Annotated in this window: 15 protein-coding genes; 9 read left to right on the top strand and 6 right to left on the bottom strand. The window is 65.5% G+C overall.

All coding sequences use genetic code 11. The features are described 5' to 3' along the window. Positions 1 to 37 precede the first annotated feature (37 nt). The 3 genes from LL06_RS07335 (at position 38) to LL06_RS07325 (ending at position 3,585) form a co-directional block, all read left to right on the top strand. Complete coding sequence (locus tag LL06_RS07335; protein WP_152599524.1) at positions 38 to 985, top strand: sugar-binding protein; 948 nt, start codon at positions 38 to 40, stop codon at positions 983 to 985. Between the two features lie 89 nt (positions 986 to 1,074). Further along, a complete protein-coding gene (locus LL06_RS07330) occupies positions 1,075 to 2,580 on the top strand; it encodes a sugar ABC transporter ATP-binding protein (RefSeq protein ID WP_035524315.1) in 1,506 nt (501 codons plus the stop codon). Positions 2,581 to 2,592: 12 nt separating this feature from the next. Then, a complete protein-coding gene (locus LL06_RS07325; protein WP_035524311.1) occupies positions 2,593 to 3,585 on the top strand; it encodes an ABC transporter permease in 993 nt (330 codons plus the stop codon). A gap of 146 nt (positions 3,586 to 3,731) precedes the next feature. On the opposite strand, the gene LL06_RS07320 is transcribed toward LL06_RS07325, so the two are convergent. From LL06_RS07320 to LL06_RS07310, 3 genes are all read right to left on the bottom strand, one after another. Continuing rightward, on the bottom strand, positions 3,732 to 5,141 hold the full coding sequence (locus LL06_RS07320) for a trehalose-6-phosphate synthase (protein ID WP_052161283.1): 1,410 nt from the start codon (positions 5,139 to 5,141) through the stop codon (positions 3,732 to 3,734). A gap of 1 nt (position 5,142) precedes the next feature. Beyond that, positions 5,143 to 5,940: a trehalose-phosphatase gene (gene otsB / locus LL06_RS07315; protein WP_161784947.1), complete on the bottom strand. Its 798-nt coding sequence runs from the start codon at positions 5,938 to 5,940 to the stop codon at positions 5,143 to 5,145. Between the two features lie 172 nt (positions 5,941 to 6,112). Continuing rightward, the gene (locus LL06_RS07310; protein ID WP_244447069.1) at positions 6,113 to 6,466 is read right to left on the bottom strand and encodes a hypothetical protein; all 354 of its coding nucleotides are present in this window, start codon (positions 6,464 to 6,466) and stop codon (positions 6,113 to 6,115) included. A 246-nt stretch (positions 6,467 to 6,712) separates the two neighbouring features. Between LL06_RS07310 and LL06_RS07305 the strand changes: the two genes are divergently transcribed. Both LL06_RS07305 and LL06_RS27635 read left to right on the top strand, forming a co-directional pair. Beyond that, the gene (locus LL06_RS07305; RefSeq protein WP_201772317.1) at positions 6,713 to 7,204 is read left to right on the top strand and encodes a hypothetical protein; all 492 of its coding nucleotides are present in this window, start codon (positions 6,713 to 6,715) and stop codon (positions 7,202 to 7,204) included. Between the two features lie 53 nt (positions 7,205 to 7,257). Next, on the top strand, positions 7,258 to 7,407 hold the full coding sequence (locus LL06_RS27635) for a hypothetical protein (RefSeq protein ID WP_161784946.1): 150 nt from the start codon (positions 7,258 to 7,260) through the stop codon (positions 7,405 to 7,407). Here the strand turns inward: LL06_RS27635 and LL06_RS07300 are convergent. Together LL06_RS07300 and LL06_RS07295 are read right to left on the bottom strand one after the other, a co-directional pair. Further along, a complete protein-coding gene (locus LL06_RS07300; protein WP_052161282.1) occupies positions 7,388 to 8,245 on the bottom strand; it encodes a formate/nitrite transporter family protein in 858 nt (285 codons plus the stop codon). The two genes, LL06_RS27635 and LL06_RS07300, sit on opposite strands and share 20 nt — an antisense overlap. Beyond that, positions 8,242 to 8,661 (bottom strand): DUF4112 domain-containing protein, encoded by a 420-nt coding sequence (locus tag LL06_RS07295; protein WP_052161281.1) that lies wholly within the window; start codon positions 8,659 to 8,661, stop codon positions 8,242 to 8,244. The genes LL06_RS07300 and LL06_RS07295 overlap by 4 nt, the downstream gene beginning before the upstream one ends. A gap of 214 nt (positions 8,662 to 8,875) precedes the next feature. Here LL06_RS07295 and LL06_RS07290 point away from each other — a divergent pair, with 214 nt between their 5' ends. The 4 genes from LL06_RS07290 to LL06_RS07275 are packed head-to-tail and all read left to right on the top strand — an operon-like array spanning position 8,876 to position 16,332. After that, positions 8,876 to 11,119, top strand: a complete 2,244-nt coding sequence (locus LL06_RS07290; RefSeq protein WP_035524306.1) for an acyl-CoA dehydrogenase — start codon at positions 8,876 to 8,878, stop codon at positions 11,117 to 11,119. Then, on the top strand, positions 11,116 to 12,405 hold the full coding sequence (locus LL06_RS07285; RefSeq protein ID WP_035524305.1) for an acetyl-CoA C-acetyltransferase: 1,290 nt from the start codon (positions 11,116 to 11,118) through the stop codon (positions 12,403 to 12,405). The genes LL06_RS07290 and LL06_RS07285 overlap by 4 nt, the downstream gene beginning before the upstream one ends. Then, a complete protein-coding gene (locus LL06_RS07280) occupies positions 12,405 to 14,489 on the top strand; it encodes a 3-hydroxyacyl-CoA dehydrogenase NAD-binding domain-containing protein (protein WP_035524302.1) in 2,085 nt (694 codons plus the stop codon). The genes LL06_RS07285 and LL06_RS07280 overlap by 1 nt, the downstream gene beginning before the upstream one ends. After that, positions 14,482 to 16,332, top strand: a complete 1,851-nt coding sequence (locus LL06_RS07275; RefSeq protein ID WP_035524300.1) for an acetyl-CoA hydrolase/transferase C-terminal domain-containing protein — start codon at positions 14,482 to 14,484, stop codon at positions 16,330 to 16,332. The genes LL06_RS07280 and LL06_RS07275 overlap by 8 nt, the downstream gene beginning before the upstream one ends. On the opposite strand, the gene LL06_RS07270 is transcribed toward LL06_RS07275, so the two are convergent. Beyond that, positions 16,329 to 17,294 (bottom strand): LysR substrate-binding domain-containing protein, encoded by a 966-nt coding sequence (locus tag LL06_RS07270; RefSeq protein WP_052161280.1) that lies wholly within the window; start codon positions 17,292 to 17,294, stop codon positions 16,329 to 16,331. The genes LL06_RS07275 and LL06_RS07270 overlap by 4 nt on opposite strands. Positions 17,295 to 17,355: the final 61 nt, after the last annotated feature.

Genomic DNA, 17,355 nt, shown 5'->3' with positions numbered 1-17,355 from the left:
GCGGCCCGGGAGGAAAAGGGCTGCAGGGAGGAAAGTCATGTACAATCTGAAGTCGATACTCATCGCGAGCGCGGCCGTCCTGGCTTCCAGCGCCGCATTCGCACAGGAAAAGCCCGCGCTCGCCTTCGTGGTCAACGCGGCGTCCGATTTCTGGAAGCTGTCCGAAGCCGGCGTGAAGGCGGCGCAGGCGGAGCTTCCGGGCTATGAGCTGCAGTTCCGCTATCCGGCTCAGGGCACCGCGGCGCTGCAGAACGCGCTGATGGACGACCTGGTCGCCGCGGGCACCGATGCGATCATGATCTCGTCGGCCGATCCGAAGAACTCGATTGATGCGTTCAACCGCATCGCCGCCCAGGTGCCGCTGTTCACCACCGACAGCGATGCGCCGGACAGCAACCGCATCGCCTATCTCGGATCGTCCAACACGGCGGCCGGCGTGCAGGCGGGCGAGATCGCCGTCGAGGCGATGCCCGATGGCGGCAAATGCATGGGCTTCGTCGGCTTTCTCGGTGCCGACAACGCCGTCGAGCGCATCGCCGGCTTCCGCCAGGCCGTCGAGGGCAAGGGCATAGAGCTGGTCGACGTGCGCGGCGACGACGTGGATTTCGCCCGGGCGCGCTCCAATGTTGACGACGTGCTGGCGGCCAATCCGGACATCACCTGCATGGTCGGGTTCTATTCCTACAACCCGCCCAAGATCTATGAGGCCCTGCAGGCCGCCGGCAAGCTCGGCCAGATCACCGTGGTCGCCTTCGACGAGGATCCGATCACGCTCGGCGCCGTCCGCGAAGGCAGCTTCGCGGGCACCGTGGTTCAGGATCCCTATCAGTGGGGCTACCAGGGCATGAAGCTGATGGCCGCCTATCTGGAGGGCGACAAGTCCCAGATCCCGGCCGACGGCCTGATCATTGTTCCCACCAAGAAGATCAACAAGGACAATGTCGACGCATTCGAGGCGGAGCTGAAATCCCGCGTCGGAGGATAATGCGGGTCATCCTACCGCGTTGTCCGAGGCTGCACGCGCCTTCCGGGTTCGTGCAGCCTTCTCCTGCGCCCGTCCCATCCGGAAAGCCCATGCCTGACGTCAGAGACAGACAGATATCGCTCGAACTTTCCGGGATCACCAAGGTGTTTCCCGGGGCTGTCGCGCTCAACAGGGTTTCCCTCACGATCCGCGGCGGCGAGGTGGTCGGATTGATCGGAGAGAACGGCGCCGGCAAATCGACGCTGATGAAAGTGCTCGGGGGGGCGATCGAGCCGGATCAGGGAAGCCTCGTCATCGATGGCGAGACGGTCACGGCGCTGACGCCGGCGCGGGCCACAAGGCTCGGCATCGCCTTCGTGCACCAGGAGCTCAACCCGTTTTCCAACCTCGACGTGACGGCAAACGTGCTGCTCGGGCGCGAGATGCGCAGCGGCATGCTGGGGCTTCTCGACCGCTCCTCCATGGAGAAGAAGGTTGCTCCCATCCTGGAACTGCTGGGGACGCGGTTCGGGCCAAGGGATCCGGTGTCCGCACTTTCGCTCGCCGACCTGCAACTGCTCGAGATCGCGCGCGCCCTGTCGATCAATGTGCGCCTGCTGATCCTGGACGAACCCACGTCGAGCCTGACGATCTCGGAAACCAGCCGGCTGCTGGAGGTCGTGCGCAAACTGCGCGCCGACGGTGTTGCGGTGCTGTTCATCACCCACCGGCTCACGGAAATCGTTGACGTGGCCGACCGGGTGGTGGCGCTGCGCGACGGCTGCAACGCCGGCGAATTGTCTCGCGGGGAGATTACCAGGGACAGGATGGTGCGGATGATGATCGGGCGCGATGTGAGCCAGTTCTACGAGACATCGGATCATGCCGCCGGCCGGCCGGTGCTCGAACTCAAGGGGCTGCGCACCCGGGCCTATCCGCACCAGGCCGTGGATCTGTGCCTGCGCGCGGGCGAAATCCTGTGCCTGGCCGGACTTGTCGGCGCCGGGCGCACCGAGCTGGCGCGGGCCATATTCGGCATCGATCCGGTGGAGGGGGGACGCATCGAGATCGACGGCAAACCGCTCGCCGGCAACTCGGTTCCCCACGCCATCGCCGCGGGCATCTGCCTTGTCCCGGAAGACCGCAAGACCGAGGGACTGTTTCTCGACTTCGCTATCCTGGAGAACATCGCCATGCCGAGCCATGCGGCGCTGTCTCGTAAGGGCTTTGTCGATCTCGGCGCGGAAACCCGGCTGGCCGACGCCGCGAAGCGAAAGCTCCGGATCAAGGCGTCGAGCCTCGGGCGCGCTGTGGCGGAACTGTCGGGCGGCAACCAGCAGAAGGTGGTTCTCGCCAAATGGCTGGCGATGAAGCCGAAGCTGATCATCCTGGACGAGCCCACGCGCGGGATCGATGTCGGCGCGAAGGCGGAAGTCTATCATCTCATGCAGCAACTGGCGGCCGAAGGCGTGGCCCTGCTGATGATCTCGTCGGACATGGAGGAGGTCATCGGCATTTCCGACCGGGTGGCGGTCATGTGCCGGGGCCGGATCGCCGGCGTCCTGGGCCGGGGCGACCTCACCGAGGAAAACATTCTCCGGCTTGCCGTGGAATAGAAAGAGGGGACGATGCAGAAGAAAGACATTGGCCTTGCCACGCTTGTCGTCACCGTCGGCGCCATCGTCGCGATGGTCAATCCACGGTTTCTGTCGCCCGTCAATCTGGCCAATACGGCAAACCTGATCGGCCTGTTCGGCCTGTTCTCCATCGCCGAGGCGTTCGTCATCGTCACCGCAGGCATCGAGCTGTCGATCGGATCGGTGATCGCGTTGATCGGCGTCATCTTCGTCGATCTGATCGCGAGCCACGGCGTGCCCTGGCCCATCGCGCTCTTAATCATCATGGCGCTGTCGGTGCTGATCGGCCTGCTACACGGCTGGCTGATCACCCGCCTCAGGCTGCAGCCCTTCGTCGTCACGCTGTGCGGCCTGCTGATCTATCGCGGCGTTGCCCGATTCTACACCAGGGACGGCACCGCCGGCTTCACCTTCGGATCGGATTTTCCGATACTGGAGTTCCTGGTGTCGGGGCGCACCGCCGGGGTGCCGCATTCGGTGATTGCCTTCGGGCTGGTGGCGGTGGTTGCCTGGTTTCTCCTCCATCGCACCGTCTTCGGCCGGCACCTGTTCGCGGTGGGCAAGAATGCGGAAGCCGCGCGCTATTCCGGCATCAACACCAACCGCGTCATCATCCAGGCCTATGTGCTGTGCATCTTTCTCACCGGCATCTCGGCGGTGTTCTTTGCCATGTACACGCGCTCGGTGCAGCCGTCCTCGCACGGAAACTTCTACGAACTCTACGGCATCGCCGCCGCGGTGCTCGGCGGATTCTCGCTGCGCGGCGGCGAGGGGTCGGTCGTCGGCGTGGTGCTGGGGGTGATCCTGCTGCAGATCCTGCAGAACCTGGTCAACCTGCTGGGCATTCCGTCGTCCTTGAACTTCGCCGTCATGGGCAGCGTCATTCTCGCGGGCGTGATCGCCGACACGCAGTTTTCCCGCTACCGCGAGGCGCGCCGCCAGCAGCTTGCGATGTCGGCAATTCGGGACAGCAAGGAGGACTGATGGGCTCGCGCGGGGCAGTCCCGGCGAGCTCACCCGCCGCGCGTCTTGTTCGGTTCCTCGCCATTGAGCTTCAGCGCGCTGGACCCGAACGGCGATGATCGGCTGCCGGATGCCGTTCTGTGCAATTCAGAGGGTAAGCGACGCGGTCAAGCGGTCTGCGTCCAGGGCGTCGAGCCGGGGAACGGCGCGACCCCGTCAGGGCTCAGGCGCTGGACGGAGAGGAGCTGCTTGAGAAAGGCGGCGCTCCAGCGTCCGACATTGTGCTGGTCGAGATGGGCATAGAGGGCACTGTGCCGCCCGATGCGTTCGGCGAGCGGCATCTCCAGCGCGGTCTTGATGGCCCTGGCGATATCCTCGGGATCGTGCGGATTGATGATCAGCGCCTCCGTCATCTCCTCCGCCGCGCCGGCGAATTGCGACAGGATCAGCACGCCGGGATCGGTTTCGTCCTGGGCGGCGACATATTCCTTGGCGACCAGATTCATGCCGTCAAACAAGGGCGTGACCAGCCCGACACGGGAGAAGCGGAACAACACCGCCAGTTCGTTGCGGGGCATGGCGCGATGGATATATTGCACCGGCGTCCACTCGACGGTGCCGAAGCGACCGTTGATATGGCCGGAAAGATGCTCCAGTTCGGACCGGATCGCCTTGTAGGCATCGACATCGTCGCGCGTCGGCGGCGCGATCTGCAACAGCGCCACCTTGCTGCGGAACTCCGGATGCCTGGCCAGGAAAGCCTCGTAGCCGGCGAGGCGCTGCGGCAAGCCCTTGGAATAGTCCAGTCGGTCAACGCCGATAAGCCGCGGCAGGGGCGCTGGCTCGGTGTTCTCGGCGCCCTTGGCGGCAAGTCGCCTGAAGCCGGACACGTCGATGGAAATCGGGAAGCTGCCCAACGCCACTTCGCGCCCGGCAATCCCCATGGTTCCGTTGGCGCGCAATTCGCCGCGCATGGTGTGACGGAAGATGTTGATCATGTGGCCGAGATCGCGGCGGGTCTGGAAGCCGATCAGATCGTAGTCCGACAACCATTTCGCCAGGTCCTTCCAGTCGGGAATGGCCTTGAAGGTCTGCAGGTCGGGAAGCGGGATGTGCAGGAAGAAGCCGATCCGGCACTTCACGTTGAGCTCCTTGAGCTCGTGGGCGAGCGGGATCATCTGGTAATCATGCACCCAGATCAGGTCGTCGTCGCGCGCCGTCTTGGCGATCAGGGCGGCCAGGCGCTTGGCCACCTCGCGGTAGGCCTTGGCGTAGCGGGGCTGCACGTCGATGAGATCGACCCGGCCATGCAGGGCCGGCCAGAGCACCGAATTGGAATAGCCGAGATAATAGTCGCGGTAGAGCTCCGGCTCCAGCTCGAACAGGCCGATGTCGAAATCCGGACGCTGATGAAAGACGAGATCCTCGGTGGGCGTGTCGCTTTGCTCGGGCGCGCAGCCGATCCACAATCCGCCATTCTTGGCGAGCGCCTCGATGAGCGCCACGACCAGACCGCCGGAATCGCTTGAGCCGTCGACGGATGGGGCGCGGTTGGATACGACGATCAGGCGCCCCACCTCAGGCCTCCCGCCTGGACGCGTCAGGCTGCGAGCGCAGCCATTTCTTGAGCGTGGTGGGGCTCGCGGTCCGGTACTGGGCAATGGTCGGACCGTCGCCGATCTTCACCGACAGGCCGCCATGGGCGTTGACCCAGCCGAAGGCGGTTTCATCGGTCTCGTCGTCGCCGGCGAACAGGATCGTGCGGCCCGCGAATTCCTCGAACTGCATGATGCGCTCGATCGCCTTGGCCTTGGAAATGCCCTTGGGCTTGATCTCGAACGCCATCTTGGCGGACTGCAACTCGAAACCGTCTTCTTCATTGACGAGGCAGGCGAGGAAGTCGTGGACCTTGCTTTCGAGTTCGGGGTGCTGGCGGAAATGCAGCACGATGCCGAAGCTCTTGTCCTCGGCAATGACGCGCGGATCGATGATGGCGAATTCCATCACCGCGTTCTTGATGTGCTCAAGCCGCTCGAAGTCGCAGTCGATGCCGGGAAAATGCTCTCCGGCGTGACGCAGTTCGGCGCCGTGGCCGCCGGAGATGGTTCCTGAAAAATCCTGGAGGAACTTCTCTATCTCATGCAGGTTCCGGCCCGAAATGATGGCCACGGCGTTGGCGTGGCGGCGGCCCAACTGATCCAGCAGCAGTCCGTCGCGGGCGCTGACGGTCACCGCGCTCGGGGTCTCGGCGATGTCGACGAGGGTTCCATCAAAATCGAGAAAGAGGGCCGTGTCATGGGCCGGGACGGCAAGCGTGCCGAGATCTTCCGGCGCTTCCGTTTCGGGCGCGAAACCAATCAGTGTGTAATAATCCAATCTCTGTTCCATGGCCGAAAAAGCTCTCGTTGTTTGGTGTTTCAACGGTCTGGCGGTGCGATCGTTCCTTAATGAAGAGGAAATTTTCCGTTCAACGGCCGGAGCCAGCGCCACATTTGGGGCTGACGGCGCGGGCGAAGCGCATCTGTCCTGGCGGGATGCGGCGACGCCCCTATTTGCGGGAGATGACCCCGCGCGGGCCCTCGCCCGGATCATCGCTCTCCAGCACGACGTGATAGAGCTTGTCGTCGCGAAAGGCGCTGGCGAAATCGGTGGTCGTGCCGTCGCCCGGCTTTGCGCCGATATCCAGAAAATCGATCTCGGCCTGGGCGGCGACAATGCGGGCATCCGCAGGCGACAGCGCCCGAACCAGGATCTCGCCATGGCCGGGGGCATTGTCCCACCGGGGATCATTGGGTTCAGCGCTCGGCGTCAGGCGGTAGAGCTTGAGGTCGCCGCCGATCTGGCCGGTCGAAGCCGACGCGTCGAGCTTGCCCACCGCGGACTGCTGAGTTTCGTCACTCATGGTCATGCGCCTCCATGCGAATGTCTCGAATGCATGGGAAACGCCTGAAGGAGATTTTGGTTGCGGAAGCCGATTCCGGGTCCTCGGAAATTGCACGGAACTTTTTTGCAGGATGCGCGTTTCCAGCTTTCACGCCAGAATTTAGGCTTTCACGCCAGAATTTAGGGGAGACAAGGCATGCGAGTGGACACGTCAGACACCGGCGCTCGCACGCCCGACCCTTATTCGGGTCCGGAGAAGCCTTCAATGTCCTTTGGCTCCATCTACATCACCGTGATTGGCGTTCTCGTGCTGGGCCTGGGGCTCGTCCTCGGCGCCGGCGGCGTCTGGCTGATGGTTCTGGGCGGCTCCTGGTATTACGCCATCGCCGGCCTCGGGCTGGTTCTCAGCGGCGCCCTGCTCACGCGCCGGAATGTGGTCGGCGTGGGCGTCTACCTGCTGGTCTGGATCGGCACGCTGATCTGGGCGGTGTGGGAGGTCGGCTTCGAGATGTGGCCCTTGGTGCCGAGGGTCGTGGCGCCCACGATCATCCTGGTGCTCGTGGCGCTGACCATCCCGGCTTTCGCCGCCCGGCCAGGATCACGCAAATACATCGCCCGCCACGGCAGAGCCTATCAGCCGCTCGCGCTTCTGGCCGCGGCCGGTCTGGCATTTACGGCCCTGGCGCAGGATCCGGCCGCTGCGCAATCGCAGAGGCTCGAGGTCGGTGCGGTCGCGGCCAGTCTCCACGAGGGATGACACCTCCAGGGGATGACATTCGCCTTTCGTCCATCGCGCACGGAGTTCACTCCTTGCGCCGCCTCGCCGATAGGCTGGTGGTCGGCGGCGGCATGGTCTTCCCGTTCTTCCTGATCTCCGGATCGCTCCTCTCCGCCCTGTCGATCATGGCCGGCCAGACGGACGAGGGGGAGGTCGTCCTGGTTATGGCGGCGGGGGAGTGATCTCCTGGTGCACCTGGGCCCAGGCCAGGAAGGTGAAGATCAGGGTTCCGCCGACGACATTGCCCGCCAGCACGGGCAGGAAGAACCCGGTCAGGCCCTGCGTCACACCGATCTGCCCGGTGACCAGCATCCAGGCCATCTCCACCGAGCCCGCGACGATGTGGGTAAATCCGCAGACGCCGATCAGCCAGGTGAACAGCGTGATCAGCCAGAAGCTCGACCCCTCGGCCTGCGGCAGCATCCAGACCAGCGCCGCGATCAGGATCCCGGCGGGAATGGCGCGGGCGAAGCCTTCCATGGCGGGAATGGCCATGGCGTGATGGGCGAGCCCGTCGAACGCAGGTAAGAACGCCTCCGGCAGGACGTGGCCATGGGCAATGGTGATCGCCGCGATGAAGCAGCCGATGAGGTTTGCCAGCAGCACCAGTCCCCAAAGGCGTGCCAGCCGGGCAAACCGGCGGCGGGATGGCTTGGCCACCACCGGCAGGACGGTCATGATCGTGTTCTCAGTGAAAAGCTGCATGCGGCCCAGCATGACCAGCAGGAAGCCGAAGCTGTAGCCGAAATTCTCGACCAGCGGCCGCCAGTCGGTGTCCGGCAGGTAGGTGCGCAGCATCGCCTTGCCGACGATCGAAAAGCTGATGAGGATGCCCGCGGCGATGCCCGCCCAAAACAGCGACCGGAACGGCCGCCGCAGTTCCTCCTCGCCGTCGCGGCGGATCACCTCGTGGATCAGCCGGGGCGAGAGTTTGGCGGCCTTGCCGACGGATTTTTCCTTGGCCTCGTCGACGAGCTCCGCCACGTTGCCGGCTCCATCGCCGGGCGGTCCGTCATTCATGAGACAGCGGTGTCTGCATCTCGCATCCGCGCGTGAGCGGAGTGTCTGGCGCCGAGCTGTTCGCGCAGGATCGCGATGTTGCGCAGATTTGCCTTGAAGCCGATGTCGAAGATGTCGCCGATTACCGGGATCGAGCCGATCACGTAGTCGATGCCGCTGTTGCCGATCATGCGGGCGAGATGCCGCCGGCGGACCCCCATCTTGTATCCGCGCCAGATGATCCAGGCGGAAGGTGCTGCCGTCAGCGTGTCGCCGATGCCGGGAATCAGGCCGACGATCGTATCCAGGCCCAGCCGGATCGAGGTGCCGGGCAGGCGGAAGCGGCTGTCGAGCGTCCTCGCCAACCGGTCCAGGTTGGCAAGTTCCCGTTCAATCGAAATCAGGTCGTGGTCAAGCGTCGAGGTGGCTGCGGACATGGCGTATCAACCCCCTTGCGGGCCTTTGGTTCCGTCTCTTCACGGAACAAAATGTCGGCAAGGAGCGTTGAGTTTCCGACCAGCCAGCCACCCGCGCGGGCCGCCGCCGCTGCGGGCGGGGTCCGTATCTTCCGTCCGGGCGCAGGTTCAGGGACGCGTCCGGGGAGGGCAAGCCTCTCCGACCTAACAACCGAACAGCCATCAGGAGCACCCCATGTCCATCCGAACATTCCGACGCGACACCCTCACGCGGCCAATCTTCGGGTGGGCGCGCACACAGCTTCCGAGCCTGTCCGAGACCGAGCGCGATGCGATCGATGCCGGCGAGGTCTGGTGGGACGCGGATCTGTTCAGCGGCAACCCCGATTGGAACAAGCTTCTCACGGTTACGCCGGCTTCGCTGTCGGAGAAGGAGCAGGCCTTTCTCGACGGCCCGTGCGAAGAGCTGTGCTCCATGCTCGATGACTGGGAAATCACCCGGGCCGGCGACCTGCCGGACTCCGTCTGGACCTTCCTGAAGACGAACCGCTTCTTCGGCATGATCATTCCGGAAAAGTATGGCGGGCTGGGGTTTTCCAACTACGCCCATTCCGAGGTTGTGCGGCGCATCTCCACCTGCTCGGTCACCGCCGGCGTCACGGTGATGGTGCCCAATTCTCTCGGGCCGGGCGAGTTGCTGCTGCAGTTCGGCACGGACGAGCAGCGGGATTACTGGCTGCCCCGGCTCGCAGGCGGCCAGGAGATTCCCGCCTTTGCGCTCACCAGCGAGGATGCGGGCTCTGATGCCTCGGCCATGCGCGACACCGGCGTCGTCTGCAAGGGCAAGTGGAAGGGCAAGGAGACGCTGGGCCTGCGCCTCAACTGGTCCAAGCGCTACATCACGCTGGGGCCGGTCTCCACCGTGCTGGGGCTGGCCTTCAAGCTCGAGGATCCCGAGGGTCTTCTCGGCAATGCCGAGGCTGAGGGCATCACTTGCGCGCTGATCCCGACTGATCTCAAGGGTGTCAACATCGGACGCCGGCATATTCCCTGCGGCCAGGTTTTCCAGAATGGTCCCAACTCCGGCAAGGACGTGTTCGTGCCGCTCGATCACATCATCGGCGGGCCGGACTTCGCCGGCAAGGGCTGGATGATGCTGATGAGCGCGCTGGCCGCCGGTCGCGGGATCTCGCTGCCGTCGCTGTCCTGCGCTGCGGCCTCGCTGTCGGCGCACGCCACCGGCGCCTATGCCCGCATCCGCCAGCAGTTCGGCATCCCGGTCGGCAAGTTCGAGGGCGTGCAGCAGCATCTCGGCCGCCTCGCCGCCAACGCCTATACGCTCGATTCCGCCAGGAAGCTGACCTGCGCCGGGCTGGACGGAGGCCGCAGGCTTGCCGTCATCTCCGGCATCATGAAATCGAACGCCACCTACCGCATGCGCGAGGCGGTCGACGACGCCATGGACATCCATGCCGGCAAGACGGTGATCGACGGGCCGAACAACTATCTCGGCAACCTGCACAAGTCGGTGCCGGTCGGCATCACCGTCGAGGGCGCCAATATCCTCACCCGCAACATGATCATCTTCGGCCAGGGCGCGATCCGCTGCCATCCCTATCTGCTCGATGAAGTTCTGGCGCTCGACACCAAGGACGACGACAAGGCGCTCGACCAGTTCGACAAGGTCTTCTGGGCTCATGTCGGCCATTCCATCAAGACCCTTTTCCGCGCGTGGGGCAGGGCATGGACCGGAGGCGCCTTCGCCCCCGCGCCCACCCATGGCGGCGCGGCCGCGGCAAGCATCTACCGGCGGATGTCGCGCTATGCCGCCGCCTTCGCGCTGATCTCCGATTTCGCGCTGCTGACTCTCGGCGGCTCGCTCAAGCGCAAGGAGATGCTGTCGGCCCGGCTCGGCGACGTGCTGTCCGAACTCTATCTGCTTTCGGCCGTGATGAAGCGCTGGCACGACGACGGACACATGGCCGCCGATTTTCCGCTGGTCGAATGGACGGCGGAGGACTCCTTCGCCAAGATCGCGTCGAGCCTCGACGCGGTTCTCGCCAACCTTCCCAACCGCGCCGCGGCGTTCTTCCTGCGGATGGTCACGCTGCCCGGCGGGTCCAACCGGGGAGCGCCCGACGACCTGACCCGCGAATGCGCCGAATTGCTGCTGACCCCGTCGCCGACGCGCGACCGGCTCACCAGGGGCGTGCGCGCCGTCAGCGGGGACGGGGCGCTCAGGAAGCTCGAAGAAGCGTTCGCCCTGGTCGTCGCGACCGAGCCGCTGCGCCGCAAGCTGCGCGATGCCAAGCTTTCGATCGCTGACGCCGTCGCCAATGGCACGCTGAGCGAGAAGGAAGCGGACCAGTTGCGCAAGACAGAACAGATGGTTGACGCGGTGGTCGCCGTCGATGATTTCGATCCGTCCGAGATCCTGCGCGACGAGAGTCGAGAGCAGCCGCGGGAGGCGGCGCAATGAGCGACCGCCGTCCGGTCTACATCGTCGACGGCGCGCGCACGCCGTTCCTCAAGGCGCGGAGCGGGCCGGGTCCGTTCACGCCGGTGGATCTCGCCGTTCAATGCGGCCGCCCGTTGCTCGCCCGCCAACCGGTGCGGCCGGATGCCTATGACCTGGTGATCCTCGGCTGCGTCAACGTCATCGCCGACGAGATGAACCCGGCGCGCGTCGCCGCCCTTCGCCTGGGCATGGGCGAGGACATGGTCGCCTTCACCGTGCAGATCAATTGCGGCTCCGGCATGCAGTCCATCGACACCGCCTACCGCTATATCCGCGACGGCTCCGCCGACCTGGTGCTCGCCGGCGGCGCCGAAGCGCTCAGCCACGCGCCGCTGGTGCTCCGTCGCGAGGCGGTGGAATGGTATGCCGGCATGGCGCGGGCTAAGGGTCCGCTCGAGCGCATGGCGATGATGACCGGCGTCAAGGCCGATTTCTTCAAGCCGGTGATCGGTCTGAAGCGTGGTCTCACCGACCCGATCACCGATCTCAACATGGGGCAGACCGCCGAGATCCTGGCACATCGCTTCGATATCAGCCGCGAGCAGGCGGATGCCTACGCGATGGAAAGCCATCACCGGCTGGCGAAGGCGCAGGAGGAGGGATGGCTCGAGGGCGAGGTGGAGCCGGCCTTCGACCGCGACGGAAAGGCCTATGCCAAGGATGACGGCGTCCGCCCCGACAGTACCATGGAGAGCCTGGCGAAGCTCTCGCCGGCCTTCGAAAAGCCCTACGGCAAGGTGACGCCCGGCAATTCCTCGCAGATCACCGATGGCGCCTCGTGGGTGATCCTGGCGAGCGAGGACGCGGTCGCGCAACACGGGCTGGAACCGCTGGCGGTGATCCGCGACAGTGAGTGGTCCGCGCTCGATCCCTCCGTCATGGGCCTCGGCCCGGTGCTGTGCTCGACCGAGATGATGCGGCGCAACGGGCTGACGCGCGAGTCGATCGACCTTTGGGAAATCAACGAGGCCTTCGCCGCGCAGGTGCTCGCCTGTCTTGCCGCCTGGGAGGACGAGAGCTTCTGCCGCGAGGTGCTCGATCTGCCGGAGGCTTTCGGCCGGATCGACCGCGACCGTCTCAATGTTGATGGCGGCGCCATCGCGCTCGGCCATCCGGTCGGCACCAGCGGCAATCGGATCGTCCTGCACCTTGTCCAGGCGATGTCCCGGCTCGGCAAGACGCGCGGCATTGCAACCGAATGCATCGGCGGCGGCCTGGGCGGCGCCATGCTCGTGGAGATTGTCTGATGGCCAAACCTGTCCTGTCCGCCCTCGGCGAGATGAAACTCGAACTCGGATCCGGCAAGGAAAAAGCCTTCGGCACCTGGCGGCTCCGCCGGGACGATGACGGAATCGCCTGGGCGATCCTCGATTGCAAGGGCGGCGGCGCCAACACGCTGTCGCAGGCGGTCCTGACCGACCTCTCGAAGCTTCTCGACGCCGTGGAAGGGGACCTGCCCAAGCTTCTGGTGCTGCGGTCGGCCAAGCCCGGCGGCTTCGCCGCCGGCGCCGACATAACCGAATTCCGCGAGGCCAGGGACGAAGCCTCCGTGGCCGAGCGGCTGCGTGCGGGCCACGGCGTGATCGACCGGCTGGAAGCGCTCGGCTGCCCGACGGTCGCCGTGATCCATGGCTATGCGCTCGGCGGCGGCTTCGAGCTGGCGCTCGCCTGCGATCACCGCATCGCCGTCAAGGGCGCGTTCTTCGGATTTCCGGAAGTGCGGCTCGGCCTGCATCCTGGCCTCGGCGGCACGTTCCGCCTGTCCGAGCTGATCGATCCGACCGAGGCCATGACGATGATGCTGACCGGCAAGTCGGCCCATACGAAGAAGGCCAGGGACTTGGGCATCGTCGACACGGTGGTAGAGGAACGCCATGTCCGCGCGGCGGTCGCGGCACTTGTCGGCAAGGGCGAAGACGCCAAGGGCCGCGGGCTCAAGGCCGCCCTCTTCGACATCGGGCCTGCGCGCAAGCTCGCCGCCGGGCGCATGCGCTCGCAGACGGAAAGCAAGGCGCCGCAGGAGCATTATCCCGCCCCGCATGCCCTGATTGACCTGTGGGAAAGCCATGGCGGCGACCGCGACGCGATGCAGGCAGGCGAGATCAAATCCTTCGCCCGGCTGCTGACCAGCGACACGGCGCAGAACCTCATTCGGGCCTTCTTCCTGCGCGAGGGTCTGAAGAAGAATGGCGCCGGCAAGAGTGACATCGAGCGGGTCCATGTCGTGGGCGCCGGGACCATGGGCGCGGAGATCGCGGCCATATGCGCGATCAAGGGCCTCCGGGTCACGATCAGCGACGTCAAGCTCGAGCCGCTGGCGAAGGCGGTCAAGGCGGCGGCCCGGATCGCCCGCGAGGCGCATCTGTCGGATATCGAGATCCGCGATGCGCTCGACCGGCTGATGCCCGACCCGAAGGGCTACGGCCTCGTCACCGCCGACCTGATCATCGAGGCGGCGCCGGAGAAGCCGGAGCTGAAGCGCGAACTGCTCACTTCGATCGAGGCCAGCGCCCGCGCGGATGCGATCATCGCCACCAACACCTCGAGCCTTGAACTGGAAGGGCTGGCCTCGGTCATCAAGAAGGCGGGCCGGTTCGCCGGGCTGCATTTCTTCAATCCTGTGTCGAAGCTGGATCTGGTCGAAGTGGTGTCGCACGACAAGGCTACCAAGAAGACCCTGTCGCGGCTCAACGCCTTCGTCACGGCGATCGACCATCTGCCGGCGCCGGTACGGTCCTATCCCGGCTTCCTGGTGAACCGGGTGCTGACGCCCTATCTGCTTGAAGCGGCGCTGATGGTCGACGAGGGCATCGATCCGGTGCAGATCGACCGCGCCGCCGAAGCTTTCGGCATGCCGATGGGGCCGCTCGAGGTGGCCGACCAGGTGGGTCTCGACATCTGCCTGCAGGTCGCCGACAGCCTGCGCGAGAACCTCGACACGTCCATCCCAGATGTCCCCGAATGGATGCGCAAGCGGGTGGAAGACGGCCATCTGGGCGCCAAATCCGGCGAGGGCATCTATGTCTGGGAAGACGGCAAGCCGAAGAAGGGCAAGCCGGCCGATCATCCGCTTCCCAAGGACGCGCAGGACCGCCTCATCCTTCCCATGCTCAATGCCGCCGTCGAATGCCTGCGCAAGGACGTAGTCGGCGACGCGGATACGCTCGACGCGGCGATGATCTTCGCCACCGGCTTCGCGCCCTTCCGCGGCGGGCCGATCCGGTACGCGCGGCAGCGGGGCGTCGCCGAGGTCGTCAGCGCGCTCGAGGAGCTGGCGTCGCGGCATGGCCCGCGTTTTGCGCCGGACAAGGGCTGGAAAGACATTGGCTGAGGCAGGTACGCCCGGGAAACCCGCGGCTGAGGACATCGCCCGCCGCCTTGTGGACCTGACCGGAGGACAGATCCGGCTGGCGCTGCCGCTTGGTCTCGGCAAGGCCAACGGCATCGTCAACGCGCTGACGCGGGCGGCGCGCGACGATCCCTCCATCAGCCTGACCATCCTGACCGCCCTGACGCTGCAGCGTCCGGAGGCAAAGTCCGATCTCGAGCGGCGGTTTCTGGAGCCGGCCGGAGACCGCCTGTTCGGCCGCTACGAACCGCTGCTCTATGCGAAGATGGTGGAGAAAGGCACGCTGCCCGCCAATATCGAGGTCCGGGAGTTCTTCTTCCAGGCCGGCCGGTGGCTCGGCAACCTCTATATGCAACGGCATCACATCTCCGCCAATTACACCCATGCGTTCGGCTATCTGCTGGATTTCAAGCCGAATGTGGTGGCGCAACTGGTGGCACAGGACGCGGCTGGACGGATCAGCCTGAGCTGCAACACCGACATCACCGTCGACCTCATCAAGGCCCGGCGCGAGGGCAGGGCCGATTTCCATTTCGCGGCCGAGATCCATGACGAACTTCCGTTCATGGACGGCCCGGCCGTAATCGCCGATGCTGACATCGACACGCTCCACGAGCCGGAGGACTCCTTCGAGCTGTTTTCGGTGGTGCGGCGGCCGGTGAGCCTGCAGGACATGGCCATCGGGCTGCATGTTTCCCAGCTTATGGCCGATGGCGGCACGCTGCAGATCGGCATCGGCTCGATCGGCGACGCCATCGCGCAGTCGCTGCTGCTGCGGCACGGGAAGAATGGCGATTACCTGCCCCTGATCTCCGCCAATCCGTTTGGTCCTTCCGGCCCCGAAACGCATCGCGCGCCCTTCGAGACCGGCCTGTACGCCGTCACAGAAATGCTGGTCGGCGGCATTCTCGAACTGTTCGAGGGCGGCGTCATCCGCCGGGAAGTGGACGGAGTGGCGATCCACGCGGGATTTTTCCTCGAATGCCGGGACTTTTACCGGACTTTGCGGGAAATGCCCGCCGAGCGGCGCGCCAAGATCGCCATGATGCCCGTCTCCTTCACCAATTCGCTCTATGGCGACGAGGCCGGAAAGCGCGCGGCGCGGCGCGATGCGCGCTTTGTCAACAATGCGATGCTCGTCACCTGCCTCGGCGCGGTCGTCTCCGACGGGATCGAGAACGGGCAGGTGGTCAGCGGCGTCGGCGGCCAGTTCAATTTCGTCGAGCAGGCCACCGCGCTCGAAGACGGCCGCTCGATCATCACGCTCAGCGCGACCCGCCGGAGCGGCGGCAGGACGGTCTCCAACATCCGCTGGGACTATCCGCACGAGACCGTGCCGCGGCATTATCGGGACATGGTGGTGAGCGAATACGGCGTGGCCGACCTGCGCGGCAAGACGGACGAGGAGTGCATCGCCGCCATGCTGGCGATTGCCGACCGCCGCTTCCAGCCCGGCCTTCTCGCCAAGGCCAAGCAGGCCGGAAAGATCCGGCGCGACTACGAAATTGACCCCGCCAGCCGGCACAATACCCCCGAACGCCTGCGCGCATGGCTGGGGCAGGCCCGGCGCGACGGGCTCATGCCGCCGTTCCCGTTCGGCACCGATTTCACGAAGACCGAACAGCGGCTGCTGCCGGCGCTCGCGATCCTGAAGAACTCCGCCAAGTCCTGGCCCGCTTTGGCGCGGCTGCTTTGGCGCGGCCTTTCGGCGCCGGCCGACGCCGAGTGCCTGGAACGGCTCGGGCTGCGCCAGTGCTCAAGCTTGAAGGAGCATCTGTATCGCTATCTGGTGACAGGCGCGCTGGCGGAAAGCGCGGAAAACTAGGCGGGTGCGGCATCCGGCTGCGAGGTCGGCGGCGCCGCGACGACACTCTCCGCCGTCTGCCAGAAAGTCTTGACGATCCGGCTCTGATTGCCGTGATGCCGGTAGAGGCGGATGTCGAGTTCCATCGTCCAGTCCTCCCTGGCGGAGACCCGGACCAGCGTGCCGGACCGGAGCTCGTCGAGGATCAGGCTCTCGGGAAGCCAGCACATGCCGGCGCCGGTCAGGGCGATGGTCTTCAGGCCGGCGCTGATTGCATTCTCGTGGACCGGCCGCCGGCGGAAGTTCGGGCGCTCGACAAAGAGACGCCCCAGCGCCACGCCGAAGAAGGAACTGAATCCGTAGCTCAGATAGGGCAGCATCAGCCCCTCGGCGACGGCGCGATCGAGCAGGCCCTCTCCGTGGGTCCACTTTCCGCCCTGCAGCCGCACCTTCGGGGCTGCAACCGGAACCAGGCGGTCGCGTCCGACCTCGAGAAAGCCGAACTGCTCGCGGTCGAGGTGGAAGGGCACGCGGGGATGGGCGTAGGTGAGAAAGAAATCGGCCTCGCCGTCGACAAGGGCCGCGAGGTTCGCCTCGATGCCGCCCCGGTCGGGAATGAGCGACAGGCGCGTGTCGGGCGCCTTCTGTTCGAGAAGCTGAAGCCAGGGCGGAACGAAGGTGACGGTGAGCGTGTGGAGTGCGGCGAAGCGCACCATGCCCGCTTCGGTATAGGGCTGCAGCGCCTCGCGGGCGGCATGCAAAGCGCGGATCGTGTTCTGGGCCACAGGCAGGAAATTGCGCCCGGCCAGCGTCAGCTCCGCCGGCAGCATGCCCCTGTTGATCAGCGGCGTTCCGAGCCAGACCTCCAACTGCTTGATCCTTCGGCTGAAGGCCGGCTGCGTCACGTTGCGGATTTCCGCGGCGCGGGAAAAGCTCGATGTGTCGGCGAGCGTGACGAAGTCTTCAAGCCATTTGAGTTCCATCCGTTTGAGGCTCCCGTTGCTCCGACCCGGTAATTTCGACCCGGATTTCACCCATAATATA

This window comes from Hoeflea sp. BAL378, assembly GCF_000759435.1.
Classification (GTDB): domain Bacteria; phylum Pseudomonadota; class Alphaproteobacteria; order Rhizobiales; family Rhizobiaceae; genus Hoeflea.
The sequence above is the reverse complement of the archived record's forward strand: the minus strand, read 5'-3'. Positions and strand labels throughout refer to the sequence as shown.